The 14,189-nt window shown below is 54.4% G+C and carries 13 protein-coding genes; 3 read left to right on the top strand and 10 right to left on the bottom strand.

Features of this window, described 5'->3' with window-relative positions; genetic code table 11:
- Positions 1-6: 6 nt before the first annotated feature.
- The 5 genes from fabD to yceD are packed head-to-tail and all read right to left on the bottom strand — an operon-like array spanning position 7 to position 3,683.
- Entirely contained in the window at positions 7-939 is a 933-nt protein-coding gene (fabD, locus tag NQH49_RS07675; protein ID WP_179451266.1) for an ACP S-malonyltransferase, read from the bottom strand.
- A 16-nt stretch (positions 940-955) separates the two neighbouring features.
- Entirely contained in the window at positions 956-1,909 is a 954-nt protein-coding gene (locus tag NQH49_RS07670) for a beta-ketoacyl-ACP synthase III (RefSeq protein ID WP_256696198.1), read from the bottom strand.
- Complete coding sequence (gene plsX, locus NQH49_RS07665; protein WP_256696197.1) at positions 1,910-2,950, bottom strand: phosphate acyltransferase PlsX; 1,041 nt, start codon at positions 2,948-2,950, stop codon at positions 1,910-1,912.
- A 26-nt stretch (positions 2,951-2,976) separates the two neighbouring features.
- The gene (gene rpmF, locus NQH49_RS07660) at positions 2,977-3,147 is read right to left on the bottom strand and encodes a 50S ribosomal protein L32 (protein ID WP_007885783.1); all 171 of its coding nucleotides are present in this window, start codon (positions 3,145-3,147) and stop codon (positions 2,977-2,979) included.
- Between the two features lie 14 nt (positions 3,148-3,161).
- Complete coding sequence (gene yceD / locus NQH49_RS07655) at positions 3,162-3,683, bottom strand: 23S rRNA accumulation protein YceD (RefSeq protein ID WP_007885785.1); 522 nt, start codon at positions 3,681-3,683, stop codon at positions 3,162-3,164.
- A 140-nt stretch (positions 3,684-3,823) separates the two neighbouring features.
- Between yceD and NQH49_RS07650 the strand changes: the two genes are divergently transcribed.
- Complete coding sequence (locus NQH49_RS07650) at positions 3,824-4,408, top strand: Maf family protein (protein WP_256696196.1); 585 nt, start codon at positions 3,824-3,826, stop codon at positions 4,406-4,408.
- 11 nt (positions 4,409-4,419) lie between these two features.
- Here the strand turns inward: NQH49_RS07650 and rluC are convergent, their stop codons facing one another.
- Positions 4,420-5,376 carry a 23S rRNA pseudouridine(955/2504/2580) synthase RluC gene (gene rluC, locus NQH49_RS07645; protein ID WP_256696195.1) on the bottom strand — a complete coding sequence of 319 codons (957 nt, stop codon included), beginning with the start codon at positions 5,374-5,376 and terminating at the stop codon, positions 4,420-4,422.
- Between the two features lie 301 nt (positions 5,377-5,677).
- Here rluC and NQH49_RS07640 point away from each other — a divergent pair, with 301 nt between their 5' ends.
- Both NQH49_RS07640 and rne read left to right on the top strand, forming a co-directional pair.
- The gene (locus NQH49_RS07640) at positions 5,678-5,884 is read left to right on the top strand and encodes a hypothetical protein (RefSeq protein ID WP_101760841.1); all 207 of its coding nucleotides are present in this window, start codon (positions 5,678-5,680) and stop codon (positions 5,882-5,884) included.
- Positions 5,885-5,948: 64 nt separating this feature from the next.
- Positions 5,949-9,215 carry a ribonuclease E gene (gene rne / locus NQH49_RS07635; protein ID WP_256696194.1) on the top strand — a complete coding sequence of 1,089 codons (3,267 nt, stop codon included), beginning with the start codon at positions 5,949-5,951 and terminating at the stop codon, positions 9,213-9,215.
- A 170-nt stretch (positions 9,216-9,385) separates the two neighbouring features.
- Here the strand turns inward: rne and flgL are convergent, their stop codons facing one another.
- The 4 genes from flgL to NQH49_RS07615 all read right to left on the bottom strand — a co-directional run bounded on the left by flgL (position 9,386) and on the right by NQH49_RS07615 (position 14,182).
- Positions 9,386-10,354 (bottom strand): flagellar hook-associated protein FlgL, encoded by a 969-nt coding sequence (flgL, locus tag NQH49_RS07630; RefSeq protein ID WP_256696193.1) that lies wholly within the window; start codon positions 10,352-10,354, stop codon positions 9,386-9,388.
- A 17-nt stretch (positions 10,355-10,371) separates the two neighbouring features.
- Positions 10,372-12,015 carry a flagellar hook-associated protein FlgK gene (gene flgK / locus NQH49_RS07625; protein WP_256696192.1) on the bottom strand — a complete coding sequence of 548 codons (1,644 nt, stop codon included), beginning with the start codon at positions 12,013-12,015 and terminating at the stop codon, positions 10,372-10,374.
- Between the two features lie 119 nt (positions 12,016-12,134).
- Positions 12,135-13,076, bottom strand: coding sequence for a flagellar assembly peptidoglycan hydrolase FlgJ (gene flgJ, locus NQH49_RS07620; RefSeq protein WP_256696191.1), 942 nt, complete (start codon positions 13,074-13,076; stop codon positions 12,135-12,137).
- Positions 13,076-14,182 (bottom strand): flagellar basal body P-ring protein FlgI, encoded by a 1,107-nt coding sequence (locus NQH49_RS07615; protein WP_305961173.1) that lies wholly within the window; start codon positions 14,180-14,182, stop codon positions 13,076-13,078. The genes flgJ and NQH49_RS07615 overlap by 1 nt, the downstream gene beginning before the upstream one ends.
- Positions 14,183-14,189: the final 7 nt, after the last annotated feature.

The raw sequence follows: 14,189 nt of genomic DNA, 5'->3' as shown, positions 1-14,189 counted from the left end.
TTCCTCTTATTCCTGTGAAAGTGCAGCACTCAGTGAAGCAGAATCGTTCACCGCAGCAGCACTCAGGCTATCCACAATACGTTTGGTCAGACCGGTCAGGACTTTACCTGGACCGACTTCCAGCAGCTGTTCAACGCCCTGCGCAGCAATAAACTCGACCGATTCGGTCCAGCGCACCGGGCTATACAGCTGACGAACCAATGCGCTTCGAATCGCAGCAGCTTCAGTTTCACACTTCACGTCGACGTTATTTACCACCGGCACCGCAGGCGCATTGAAGGTGATCGCTTCGAGCGCCACCGCCAATTTATCGGCAGCAGGCTTCATCAACGCACAGTGTGATGGCACGCTGACTGGCAGCGGCAGTGCACGTTTGGCACCGGCAGCTTTACAAGCTGCACCCGCACGCTCAACCGCTTCTTTGTTGCCAGCGATAACCACCTGGCCCGGCGAGTTAAAGTTAACCGGTGAAACCACCTGACCTTGTGCACTTTCTTCGCAAGCTTTGCGGATGGATGCATCATCCAGACCGATAATCGCCTGCATGGCGCCAGTACCTTCTGGTACCGCTTCCTGCATCAGTTTGCCACGCAGTTCAACCAGTTTAATGGCGTCTGCGAAATTCAGCACACCGGCACAAACCAACGCCGAGTATTCACCGAGGCTGTGGCCGGCCATCATGGTTGGCTGCACCGCATTTTTGCTCTGCAATACGCGATAGATAGCAACAGAAGCCGCCAGCAACGCAGGCTGCGTCTGCCAGGTTTTATTCAATTCTTCAGCCGGTCCTTGCTGGACCAGCTGCCATAAGTCATAACCCAGCGCATCAGAAGCTTCACGGAAAGTGGCTTCAACCTGCGGGTTTTCAGCAGCCAGCTCGGCTAACATGCCGACGGTCTGCGATCCCTGTCCTGGGAAAACATAAGCAAATTGCGTCATCTTTCGTTCCTGTCAATCAAAAGCGAACCAGCGCAGAACCCCAGGTGAAACCACCACCAAAGGCTTCCAGCAGAATCAGTTGTCCCGGCTTGATACGACCATCGCGCACCGCTTCGTCCAGTGCACTTGGCACTGACGCGGCCGAGGTATTACCGTGACGATCCAGCGTGACGACAACTTTATCCATGCCCATGCCGAGCTTTTTGGCGGTTGCGCTAATAATGCGCAGGTTCGCCTGATGCGGCACCAGCCAGTCGAGCATTTCACGATCAAGATTGTTGGCTTGCAGAGTTTCATCAACAATGTGCGCCAGTTCAGTCACGGCCACTTTGAAGACTTCGTTGCCCGCCATCGTCAGATAAGCAGGCTCATCCTGATGGGCACGATCCTGATACGGCAGCGTCAGCAGTTTGCTGTAACGGCCGTCGGCGTGCAGATGGGTAGAAAGGATGCCAGGCTCTTCACTCTGGCTTAGTACCACCGCGCCCGCGCCATCACCAAACAGAATGATAGTGCCACGATCGTTAGGATCGAGCGTACGTGCCAGCACGTCTGCACCGATCACCAGCGCATGTTTTACCACACCATTTTTGATGTATTGATCGGCAACGCTCAGTGCATAGGTGAAGCCCGCACAGGCAGCGGCCAAATCGAAGGCAGCGCAATCGTTGATCTCCAGCATCTGCTGGATCATGCACGCTGAACTAGGGAAGGCATGGCTGGAAGAGGTGGTTGCCACAATGATCAGGCCAACGTCGCTCGCATTCACACCCGCCATTTCCAGCGCGCGCTGTGCTGCGGTGAAGCCCATAGTAGCAACGGTTTCATCCGGAGCGGCAATACGACGCTCACGGATGCCGGTACGGGTGACAATCCACTCGTCCGTCGTCTCGACCATTTTTTCCAGATCCGCATTGGAGCGAATCTGCTCAGGCAAATAGCTGCCCGTACCGATAATTTTGGTAAACATCTACGCTTTGTCACTCCTGGCTAATACAGTGTCAAGGCGCGCCGCAATCCTCTCTGGGACTTGCTTTCGCACCGTCTGCTCTGCCTGCTCTATCGCCACGGCAAATGCACGTTGATTCGCCGCACCGTGGCTTTTGATCACTGTCCCGCGCAATCCTAACAGACAAGCGCCATTGTACTGGTCGGGGTTGAGATGGCCGAAACGCTTTGCCAGACGCTTTTGAATCCAGCGCCCCAGCAATGTTAGCCACCAGGCCCGTTTTTTTCCTTCCTCTGACGATTTGATCAGAGAGAGGAACATTCTTACCACGCCTTCCATGGTCTTCAACGTGACGTTACCAACGAAGCCATCACAAACCAGCACATCCGTCTTGCCGGTGAGGAGATCGTTCCCCTCAAGGTATCCAATATAGTTGATTTGCGGTGACGCTCGCAGCACCGCAGATGCGGCGCGGATTGTTTCTAACCCTTTGGTCTCTTCCTGACCAATATTCAGCAGCGCCACACGCGGCTGGGCGATCTCCAGCACTTCTTCGGCCATTACAGCGCCCATGATCGCAAACTGCACCAGCATAGCGCTGTCAGATTCAACGTTAGCGCCGAGATCCAGCACCACCGTTTTGCCATGCTGCTGATGTGGCAACACCGTCATTAACGCCGGACGCTCAATGCCATCCAGCGGTTTTAATAACATTTTCGCCAGCCCCATCAGCGCACCGGTATTTCCCGCACTGACACAGCCTTGTGCTTTACCCTCTTTCACCAACTCTAACGCCACACGCATTGAACTGCCGCGGCTGTTACGAATCGCCTGAGAAGGTTTGGCATCACTTGCAATAACCGATTCGGCAGGAATAACCTGCACACGCCTCTGTAACGAGGAATCCGCTTTGGCAAGAAATGACGAGATGATGTCGGGATCGCCGACCAGAAGAAGAACCAGCTCCGAATGAGAGGCCAGTGCCTGCAAGGCTGCAGGCACTGTCACGCAAGGACCGAAGTCCCCGCCCATGGCATCAACTGCCAGGGTCAAACGTGTCAAGGTATCGCCTTGTGTAATCGCGAGGATTACTTGGTGATAACCTTGCGACCGCGGTAGTAACCATCCGCAGTGATATGGTGACGCAGATGAGTTTCGCCAGAAACTTTATCTACTGACAGAGCAGCAGTGGTCAGAGCATCGTGTGAACGACGCATACCACGCTTAGAACGGGTTGGTTTATTCTGTTGTACGGCCATGGACCTTACTCCTATTACTTACGCTTTAAACTGGCTAATACGGCAAAGGGATTTGGTTTTTCTGCCTCTGGAGGCAGTTGACCAAACACCATGTCCGCGTCGGACACTTCACAGTGTTCAGAATCATGCACCGGAACCACGGGCAGCGCGAGGATGAGCTCATCTTCGATCACTGCCAGCAAGTCGATCTCACCAAAATCATTGACATCAACTGGCTCGTAGGCTTCCGGTAGTGCCTCGGCCTGCTCATCAGAAGAGACAGGACTGAAGCAATAGCTTACGTGAACATGACGTGGAAACGACTGGTTGCAGCGTTGACATGACAGAGTCACCTGCACTTCGGCTGTTCCTTGCAGAACGGCGAGGCGCTGGTTATCAACCGCAAACGACATATCGCATTCAACTTCACTGTCCACACTCACGACCGTTTCGGCCAAGCGCGCCACCAATTCAGGTGCATAAACACCATGATAATCAAGGCGTTTTTGCGCGGCGCGGACCGGATCGAGCGTCAGGGGTAATTTTACCTTTTGCATAGGGCGCGCATATTAACTTTGTAACGTCATAGAGTCAAAGAAAAAGGCCGGTTTACGGCATCTTTCACCCGTTAGTCGCATCCAGTGCGGCGCATAGTTTAAAATGACTGTCATGTTTACGCTATCTATTCTGAAAAAAAATGACGACACCTTTGGTTTTAGCCTCAACCTCCCCTTTTCGTCAGGCGCTGATGAGCAAACTGGGCCTGCCTTTTATTACCGCCGCCCCGGATTGCAACGAATCCCCGCTGCCGCATGAATCGGCTCCCGAGCTGGTGCAGCGTCTGGCCTTAGCCAAAACGGAGGCGCTGGCAGCACGTTACCCAGACAGCTGGATAATCGGGTCCGATCAGGTTTGCGTGCTGAATGGCGAGATAACCGGTAAACCGCATACGGTGGAGAAAGCCTGCCAGCAACTCGCAGCCGCCAGCGGCAACACCATCACCTTTTATACCGGTCTGGCGCTATTGCAACCGCAGAGCGGCAAACAATCGGTCATTTGCGAACCCTTTATCGTGCATTTCCGCGAATTGAGTGCTGAAGAGATTCGGGGCTACGTTGATAAAGAAAAGCCGCTGCAGTGCGCTGGCAGTTTCAAAAGCGAAGGTTTGGGGATTTGTTTATTTGACAGGCTGGAAGGTCGCGATCCCAATACCTTGATTGGTTTACCGCTGATTGCGCTGGATGAAATGCTAAGAAAGGTGGGCATCAACGCGTTATGTTGATGCCCGGATAATCAGTCTTTTTTCTGACGCAGTTTGGCGAGGCAATTCTTGAGTGCGCCATCCAGTGGCGCTTCCATCCGCAGCACTTCTCCGGTGTTGGGATGGGTAAAGGTCAACGCTGCAGCATGCAGGAACAGACGCGATAAGCCCGTCGAACCCAATTGCGCATCAAAGTCGCGGTCACCGTAACGATCGTCAAAGGCGATTGGATGGCCGCCGTGCAGCGTATGCACACGAATCTGGTGCGTACGGCCGGTCACCGGACTGGCTTTCACCAAGGTCGCGAAACCGAAGCGCTCTTCGACTTTAAAGCGTGTCTCAGAAGGCTTGCCTTCCGCACTCACGCGCACCACACGCTCGCCGCTCTGCAAAATGTTTTTCAGCAGCGGTGCCTGCACGACTTTCAGATGCGACGGCCAGTCACCGCGCACTAGCGCCAGATAATCCTTCTGCATGCCTTTTTCGCGCAGCTGCTCATGCAGAGAGCGCAACGCAGAACGCTTCTTCGCCACCAGCAGGATGCCGGAAGTATCACGATCGAGGCGATGGACTAACTCAAGGAATCGCGCTTCCGGACGCAACGCACGCAGCCCTTCAATCACGCCGAAACTTAATCCGCTGCCGCCGTGCACCGCCGTGCCCGACGGCTTATTCAGCACCATCAGGTAATCATCTTCATAGAGAATGGCATTGGTGAGCGCCGCGACTTTATCCAGCTTCGGTGAAACCGTATTCTCTTCGCGCTCGGCAACCCGCACCGGCGGAATACGCAGCTCGTCGCCATCCTCCAGCTTATATTCCGGTTTAACGCGCTTTTTATTCACCCGCACTTCACCTTTACGCAAAATGCGATAAATCATGCTTTTCGGCACCCCCTTGAGCTGGGTGCGCAAAAAGTTATCAATTCGTTGTCCGGCATTTTCAGCCGTGATGGCGACATACTGTACGCCGGGATTCTCTGTTTTCATGGCGGCGATTCTAATTAGTGTCCCTGGATAGCGCCACCCCTTTTTCTGTGCTTAACTCTCTCTTTGTCGCGTGATGAAACGGTGAAAATGGCGACATTTTCAGCGATGCGATGATTAGCCCTGCAAATGAACAGGTTATGGACGAATAAACTTCTCAGCTTGGCAAAAGTCGCCTTGCTTAATGTTGGTTAGCAATGGAATAATGCAGGGGTTTCTGCCCTGGAGAGATTCAGGCAGGATAAAGAGCGAAATAAGTCATTTTGCCGGATTGAACGGACACGCAGCAATGGCGTAAGACGTAATGTTAAATCAGGCACTTAGCGGGCTGCGGGTTGCGGCCTGGACGACAGACCAGGATGTGTGGATTTTTGAATACTCTGTAACATTTCCACCTTCAGGCGCTGGATTTCCTTATGAAAAACAGGCCACCGACAAGATTTGCGCCCCTTTAGCCGCCGACAACCGTGAGGTTGACGTCAGTGCATTAAGACACGGGGCCATCGGTTGATTCTCGTCCAGGGTAACGATGCCCGCAGCTAGATCACTCATGTGAGAATAACGAGTAAGTCACGATGAAAAGAATGTTAATTAACGCAACTCAGCAGGAGGAGTTGCGCGTTGCCCTGGTTGATGGACAACGTCTGTACGATCTGGATATTGAAAGTCCTGGACACGAACAGAAAAAAGCCAACATATACAAAGGTAAAATCACCCGCGTTGAACCCAGCCTTGAAGCTGCATTTGTTGATTACGGTGCAGAACGTCACGGTTTCCTCCCTCTGAAAGAAATTTCCCGCGAATACTTCCCCGCCAATTACAACGCACATGGTCGTCCGAATATCAAAGATGTGCTGCGTGAAGGTCAGGAAGTTATCGTTCAAATTGATAAAGAGGAACGCGGTAATAAAGGTGCAGCACTGACTACCTTTATTTCTCTGGCCGGTAGCTATCTGGTATTGATGCCGAACAACCCACGTGCTGGTGGTATTTCACGCCGCATTGAGGGCGACGATCGTACCGAATTAAAAGAAGCACTTTCCGCACTGGAACTTCCAGACGGCATGGGATTAATCGTTCGCACTGCGGGCGTAGGCAAATCTGCCGAATCACTGCAGTGGGATCTCAGCTTCCGTATGAAGCACTGGGAAGCCATTAAGAAAGCCGCAGACAGCCGCCCGGCGCCTTTCCTGATCCATCAGGAAAGCAACGTTATCGTGCGCGCCTTCCGCGACTATCTGCGTCAGGATATCGGTGAAATCCTTATCGATAATCCAAAAGTCCTGGAACTGGCTCGTCAGCACATTGCTGCACTGGGTCGTCCAGACTTCAGCAGCAAAATCAAACTGTACACCGGTGAAATCCCGCTGTTCAGCCACTACCAAATCGAATCGCAGATTGAATCAGCCTTCCAGCGTGAAGTGCGTCTGCCATCAGGCGGATCGATTGTTATCGATAGCACCGAGGCCCTGACGGCGATTGATATCAACTCCGCACGCGCTACTCGCGGTGGTGATATCGAAGAAACTGCCTATAACACCAACCTGGAAGCGGCCGATGAGATTGCTCGCCAATTGCGTCTGCGCGATCTCGGCGGCCTGATCGTTATCGACTTCATCGACATGACGCCAGTGCGCCACCAGCGCGCGGTGGAAAACCGTCTGCGTGAAGCGGTGCGTCAGGATCGTGCGCGTATTCAGATCAGCCACATTTCACGCTTCGGTTTGCTGGAGATGTCGCGTCAGCGTCTGAGCCCGTCACTGGGTGAATCCAGCCATCACGTCTGCCCTCGCTGCAGCGGTACCGGCACCATCCGTGATAACGAATCACTGTCGCTGTCTATTCTGCGTCTGATTGAAGAAGAAGCGCTGAAAGACAACACCAAAGAAGTGCATGCGATTGTTCCGGTTCAGGTCGCCTCTTACCTGCTGAACGAAAAGCGTGATGCCGTAAGCGCCATCGAAAAACGCCAGGGCGGTGTGCGTGCCATCATCGTGCCAAACGATCAGATGGAAACGCCACACTATTCGGTACTCCGTGTTCGCACCGGCGAAGAGACACAAACGCTGAGCTATCACTTGCCGAAACTGCACGAAGCGGAAATGGCGCTGCCTTCTGAAGAAGAGCATGCTGAGCGTCGTCGTCCGGAGCAGCCAGCATTGGCCGCCTTCGCGATGCCTGATGCGCCGCCTGCGCCGGTTGAAGTGGTGAAAGAGTCTCAGCCTGCAGCAGAAGTGAAAACCAAGCCTGCTGTTGCAGCACCAGCGGTGACTAACACCGGCTTCGTGGCACGCCTGCTGAGCGGATTGAAGAAACTGTTTGCCGGTGATGCACCAGCTGCGGCTCCTGCTGAAACTAAACAAGAATCCCCAGCCGTTGTTGCTGCTGAATCTGAAAATACCCAGCAACGTGGCGAACGTCGCAACAATAACAATCGCCGCAACAACCGTCGCGAACGTACTCCGCGTAATGGCGAGAATGGTCAGGTGCGCGAAGGTCGTGAACCGCGCGAGCCGCGTGAAGCACGTGAGCCACGTGAAGCCCGTGAACCGCGTGACAATCAGGACAATCGTCGCAACAAGCGTCAGAACGAGCCGCGTGAAGCGCGTCCGGTCCTGAGCGATGAAGCGCTTGAGCAACGTGATGAGCAGCAGCAACAGCGCCGCGAACAACGTGCCGATCGCCAGCGTCGTCGTCAGGAAGAGAAGCGCAATCAGCAGCAGGATCAGAAAGCCGCTGAGCCGGTTGTTCAGGCTCCTGTCGTTAACGAAAACGTCGAGCAGGAAGAAGAACGCGTTCAGGTAATGCCGCGTCGTAAGCAGCGTCAGCTGTCACAGCGCGTGCGTGTGGGCGACACCACTGAAATTGCTGCCGAAACGCCAGTGGTGCACGAAGCCGCCATTGAAACTGCGCCGCGCGCTCAGTACAACGAACATCCTGAAGCCAGCAATGACGAGCAAGATGATAGCGATAACCGTGATAGCGCCAATATGCCGCGCCGTTCACGTCGTTCACCGCGTCACCTGCGCGTGAGTGGCCAGCGTCGTCGTCGTTATCGTGACGAGCGTTACCCAACGCAGTCAGCAATGCCGCTGGAATCGGCTGCTGCCTCTCCAGAAATGGCGTCAGGCAAAGTGTGGATCTCTTACCCGGTTGCGCAAGCGCAGGAAGAGTACAGCACGCAAGATGCGATGCATGAAGTGACGGATTACGGCTACCAGCAAGCCGCTGATGCAGAAACTCAGCCGGCTGCTGTTGAACCGGCCGTTGAGCAGGTTGCTACTGAAGAAGTGGTGCATCAGGCTGAACCACAAGCACATACCGATGTGCCAGTGGTGAATACTGATGACGTCTCGCCAATTGCCGCGCCTGTTAACGAAGAGCCAGCCGTAATTCCCGCTGCTGATGAACAGGTTGCTCAGGAAACCGCAGCTGAAGCGGAACCGGCCGTTGTTGTTGAAGAAGCGAAACCTGAAGAAGCAGTTAGCGAAGTGGCTGCGGTTGTTGAACAGGCGCCAGCTGATGTTTCGCCAGCAGTGGAAGCTCAGGTTGAAGACGTGCTGGCTGCGCCAGTTGCGGCTGAAGCCGAAGTCACACCGGTCACGGAACCTCATGCGCCGGTTGCGGCACGTGATACCGCAGTGACCACGGTTGAGACGCGCTTTAAACATCACGCAACTGCACCGATGACCAAAGCACCGGCACCGGCGTGGGAACCTGAACCGGTTCGCAATAGCGACTGGGTCCGTCCAGCGTTTGGTTTCGAAGGTCGCGGCTCTGCTGGTGGTCACAGCGCGACGCACCAGGCAACCGCACCGGCAACCCGTCCGGAAAGCGCGTAACCTCTAGCAAGTCAGTCGACATCAAACCCCGGCCAGTCCGGGGTTTTTTATTGCCTGCGACCGCCATAAATGGCGCCAGGAATAACAGGCAAAAAAAATCCCACGGCCCCGAAAGGCGGTGGGAGAAACTAAGCGCACCCGGTTAAAGTACGCTCAAAGGTTCAGGTCAATTACGAATTAAGCTGAAATAAAGAAAGTTTCGACATATCGGTAAACGTCTTGTACGACGCCTGCAAGGCTGTTTGTTGCATGGTATAGCTCGATATGGCCTGCGTATAATCAACCTGCACCAAATCCGTCATTTGCGTCGCCATAATGGTGTCACGATCATCACCTTGTGCATCCAGCGTATCCAGTTCCGCCAACTGTGAACCCACCGCTGAACGCACTGCCAGCACGTTGTTTAATGAGTTACTCAAGCCACGGTTGGATTTATCCATCGCATCCTGAAAAACCTGCTTGGTTGCAGCATCAGCATCATCCTGCGGCGTTTTTAATGCCGCAATGGCGCTATCCAGCATCTTAAACAGATTGGTTTCACTAGGCGTGCCATCGGGCTCAACTTTAGAGTTGCTGGTTATTGACATAAACACTGATGAGCCCGTGCTACTCACCGCCATCGTACGACCATCATCGACCTTCTGCGTAATGGCTTCAGCGCCGCCGACGTAAGAGACACCTGCCGGCGCACCCGCATCGCTGAAAGGCGCGACATCCGTTTGATAGCCAGCAAAAATGTAACGACCGTTACCATCACGGCTGTTGGCCTGATTGAGTAATTGTGAGCGAATACCTTCAAGTTTAGTGGCAATCGATGCGCGGTCATCGTCACTCAGCGTACCGGTAGAACCATACACGATCATGGTCTGCGCATCCTGGATACTGCTGGTCACGCTTGAGAGTGAATTCTCTTCCATCGACAAACTTTGATCGGCAAAACTGCGCGCCGTAGCATATTGAGTGCTTTTAGCCTGGGACTGAGATAGCACTACCGCGCGTGACGCTGCAATAGGATCATCCGAGGGATTGCTCACGCGTTTCCCTGTTGCCAGTTGGTCGCCTACTTTTAACCACGAGGCTTGCGAATCCGTAATTCCGCGTACCTGCTGGTTGAAAATCATATTGGTACTAAGACGCATGGTTTTATCCTCTATGCTTAGCTGCGGATGCCCATCAGCGCATTAAAAATGGTACCCGCCGTTTGCAGCACTTGCGCGTTCGCCATATAGAACTGCTGATACTTAGTCAGGTTAGCGTATTCTTCATCAAGGTTGACCCCTGACACTGACTGCTGACGATCGCTTAACTGAGTCACCACGTTTTCTTGCGTAGTGCTGGCAGTTTTCAATGTGCTGGTTTTGTTACCAACGGTGCTAACAATACTGGCATAAGCTTGGGCAATGGTCGCATTACCATTCACCAATTTACTGTCCTGCAGATCCAATAATTTCTGCGCATTACGGTTGTCACTTTCACCGCTGGTTGCACTGGATGCCGCAGCAATTTCAGACTCATCGGTGATCGCCACCGACATACCGGCAATGACGTTCTGTACCGGTTTGACAAGGAAACTGTCTTTAGCGTTTGGCGCGGGTGAGGTGCTCACCGTCAGTTTCAGACCATCAAAGTTAAGGGTGCCGTCAGTCGCATCTGGCGTAACGCTAAACTTCACGTTGTCAGACATGCGGGTCACCGACCAATTACTGCCGTCATAACTTACGGTGTAGTTAGACGCTTTCATCGCGCTGGTGTCTGACCATGCAGCCGTAACGGTAGCCGCTGAGGTGTTTTTGCTGTTACCCACCACGGTTGGCGAACCGATATTAAAGAAGTTACCGCCCTGATCGCCGTTGCTGTCATAGCCTTCGCTGTGCACGGTATTGAAACTTGTAGTGAACGCCGCAGCTAACTGGCCGAGCTGATTTTGCGCGGTATCCAGATCCTGCGTGCGGAACGCCAGCAAACCACCAAGGGAACCGGTGGTTAACGTCTTCTCAGGGATCTCAACGTTACCCGCCTGCTTATCAACATAGCCGACAGTGGTACGTGTTGAATCGCTGCTGGACGGCATCGCCACCAAACTGGTCGAGTTTTTACCGTTCACCAAGGTCACGCTGCCCATTGAGACGATATAGCTACCATCTTGCTGGGATACGTTAACGCCCACCACATTGTTCAGGCTATTCACCAACTGATCGCGCTGATCCAGCAAATTGTTCGGCGCCGCGCCACCGCCGGTGGTCAGCTTGGCGATCTGGCTGTTCAGGTCGGCAATCTGGCTGGTGAAGGTATTGATTTGGTCGACGTTCGAGGCGATATCGGTGTTAACGCTGTTCTGCATATTATTGAGATATTGCGCCGTGGTCTGGAACTGATTCACCAGACCTTGTGCATAGCTCAGCATTGACTGACGCGCCGACGGGTCATTGGCGTTACTCACCACGTTCTGCACGTTGGTGAAGAAGCTTTGGATTGAGGTCGACAAGCTGGTGGTCGACGTCGACAGCAGGTCATCAATGTTCGAGATTTGGTTGTACTGCGTATTCACGGCGCTGTAGTTAGCGCTGGAGCCGCGTAGCTGAGCGGTGATGAACTCGTCATACTCACGTTGCACGCCGGAGAGCGTCACACCGTTGCCGTAATAGCTGTTGCCCTGTAGGGTGCTGTTCGACTGCGACAGAATCGCCGTCTGACGCGAATAGCCCGCTACCGTGTAATTGCTGATGTTATTACTGGTGGTGCTTAATGCAGCCTGTGCGGCGCTCAGCCCACTCATCGCTGAGTTAATTATGCTGGACATCTCGGTTCCTTAATTTCCCGTTAACCGGGCTGGCAGTCATCAGTGCGATTGCGCGGGCGGTGAACGCCCGAGGCATGTGATTGTTATCGGCGTGCTTAAGTGAAACTTGAGAGCAAAAATCAGAACAAATCGGTGATGTCGTTGCTGTAAGCCTTCACCACTTTTTCGCCCATGTTTTTGAATTGCTGGATCATTCCCACCAGTTTCTGCGCATACTTTGGATCGGTCGCGTAACCGGCGGCCTGCAAGGCACGCGCGCCCTGCTCGGCGCTCGGTGCGTTGGCAACGGCGGCATAACGAGGATTATTGGACAGCAGTTTGACGTAGTCGCTGAGCGCTTCCATATAGGAGCCATACACACGGAAACTGGCGCGCACCTTTTTCGCCACGCCGCCATCGTATTCGGTGGTCATGATATCGGTAGTTGCGCCCTTCCAGTCGCCGCTCGCCTTAATACCAAACACGTTGTAACTCGGCTTGCCGTCGCGCGTCAGGATCTGTCGCTGGCCCCAGCCGGATTCCAGCGCGGCCTGCGCCAGAATCAGGTGATGCGGAATGCCGCTCTGCTGGCTGGCGACCTGCGCCGGTTGCGCCAGCTGGGCGATAAAGTCGTTACTGTCGCTGGGCAAACTGCTCGGCGAGACTGGCAAACGCGGCACCGCTTTACGCACCATCTGCTCCAGCTGATTCGACGGCAGATTGCTATAGATGAAGCTGTTATCCAGCTTCATCGGCACCGTACCGGCGGTTTCGTCCGGCTCCTGAGCGGGCTGCATCTGTTTAACGATGATATCGGCCATGCCGAGACCCCGTTTGCCGATGTCCTGCGCAATCTGCTGATCGTACATCGAGGTGAAAAGCCGCGTCTGATCGTTGCTCAGCAAGCCATCCTGCGGCAGCGCAGCGCGCATGCTTTTCATCATCATCTGCACGAACATCCCTTCCACCTGCTTGGCCACCTGCATCGCCTTCCCTTTTGGGTCGGCGGCGGCTTCGCGTTTCAGGTCGTTCAGCGAGCGGCTGTCGTACGCCGCATTCACCAGCGATTGCGTATCGTTCATCAGATAATTTCCAGTTTGGCGCGCAAGCAGCCTGCGCTTTCCATCGATTGCAAAATCGACATCAGCTCAATCGGTGACGCACCCAGCGCATTCAACGCACGTACCACGTTGTTGAGGTTGGCGCTGGCGTTAACCCGTTGCAGCGCGCCGCCACTCTGACGCAGATCGATCTGGGTATTGTTGGTGGTCACGGTCTGACCGCCCGCCAACGGCGTATCAGGCTGACTGACGTTCTGCTGCTGATTGACGGTAACCGACAGGTTGCCCTGCGCCACCGCACAGGTATTCAGCGTCACTTCGCGGTTCATCACCACCGAACCGGTACGTGAGTTGATGATCACCTTGGCATCTTCCAGCGGCACTGAAACGTCGAGGTTCTGGATTTCGGCCAGCAGGCGCACCTGAGAACTGTTATTCGGCGAAACACGGATCTGCACGGTACGCGCATCCAGCGGCTGCGCGGAGCCAATACCACGGCTGTTGATGGCGTCGGCGATGCGCTGTGCCATGCTGAAGTCTTCATTATTCAGCTGCAAGTTGATGGTGTTCTGGCTACCAAAGTTACTCTGCAGTTCACGCTCTACCGTGGCGCCGCCGGTAATGCGGCCACCGTTCAGCTGGTTAACCTGCACGCTGCTGCCACCGGCTGAAGCGCCGGCACCGCCAACCAGAATGTTACCCTGCGCCAGCGCATAAACCTGGTTATCGACACCTTTCATCGGTGTCATCAGCAGCGTACCGCCGCGCAGACTTTTGGCGTTACCCAGCGAGGAGACCACCACATCAACGGTTTGTCCCTGACGCGCAAAGGTCGGCAGCTTGGCGGTGACCATAACGGCCGCCACGTTTTTCAGCTGCATATTGGTGCCCGCTGGCACGGTAATACCGAGCTGGGAGAGCATGTTGCTCACGGTTTGCGTGGTAAACGGCGTTTGCGTGGTCTGGTCACCGGTACCATCAAGGCCCACCACCAAGCCGTAACCGATCAGCTGGTTATCGCGCACGCCCTGTACGGAGGTCAGATCGCGGATGCGGTCAGCATGCGCCAGAACGCTGAAACCAAGCAGTAAGCCAAGGCTCAGGCGGAGCAGAGTCGTCATATTCATTGTTACT

Origin of the sequence: Pantoea trifolii (assembly GCF_024506435.1) — a bacterium.
GTDB lineage: Bacteria > Pseudomonadota > Gammaproteobacteria > Enterobacterales > Enterobacteriaceae > Pantoea > Pantoea trifolii.
This window is presented reverse-complemented; position numbering and strand designations above follow the sequence as displayed.

Coding starts and splice junctions, on each gene's coding strand:
- rluC (WP_256696195.1), bottom strand. CDS start 5,376: ATGAAAACAGAGAATCCCGGCGTACAGTATGTCGCCATCACGGCTGAA.
- NQH49_RS07650 (WP_256696196.1), top strand. CDS start 3,824: ATGACGACACCTTTGGTTTTAGCCTCAACCTCCCCTTTTCGTCAGGCG.
- rpmF (WP_007885783.1), bottom strand. CDS start 3,147: ATGGCCGTACAACAGAATAAACCAACCCGTTCTAAGCGTGGTATGCGT.
- rne (WP_256696194.1), top strand. CDS start 5,949: ATGAAAAGAATGTTAATTAACGCAACTCAGCAGGAGGAGTTGCGCGTT.
- flgK (WP_256696192.1), bottom strand. CDS start 12,015: ATGTCCAGCATAATTAACTCAGCGATGAGTGGGCTGAGCGCCGCACAG.
- flgJ (WP_256696191.1), bottom strand. CDS start 13,076: ATGAACGATACGCAATCGCTGGTGAATGCGGCGTACGACAGCCGCTCG.
- yceD (WP_007885785.1), bottom strand. CDS start 3,683: ATGCAAAAGGTAAAATTACCCCTGACGCTCGATCCGGTCCGCGCCGCG.
- NQH49_RS07670 (WP_256696198.1), bottom strand. CDS start 1,909: ATGTTTACCAAAATTATCGGTACGGGCAGCTATTTGCCTGAGCAGATT.
- flgL (WP_256696193.1), bottom strand. CDS start 10,354: ATGCGTCTTAGTACCAATATGATTTTCAACCAGCAGGTACGCGGAATT.
- NQH49_RS07615 (WP_305961173.1), bottom strand. CDS start 14,182: ATGAATATGACGACTCTGCTCCGCCTGAGCCTTGGCTTACTGCTTGGT.
- NQH49_RS07640 (WP_101760841.1), top strand. CDS start 5,678: ATGTTAAATCAGGCACTTAGCGGGCTGCGGGTTGCGGCCTGGACGACA.
- fabD (WP_179451266.1), bottom strand. CDS start 939: ATGACGCAATTTGCTTATGTTTTCCCAGGACAGGGATCGCAGACCGTC.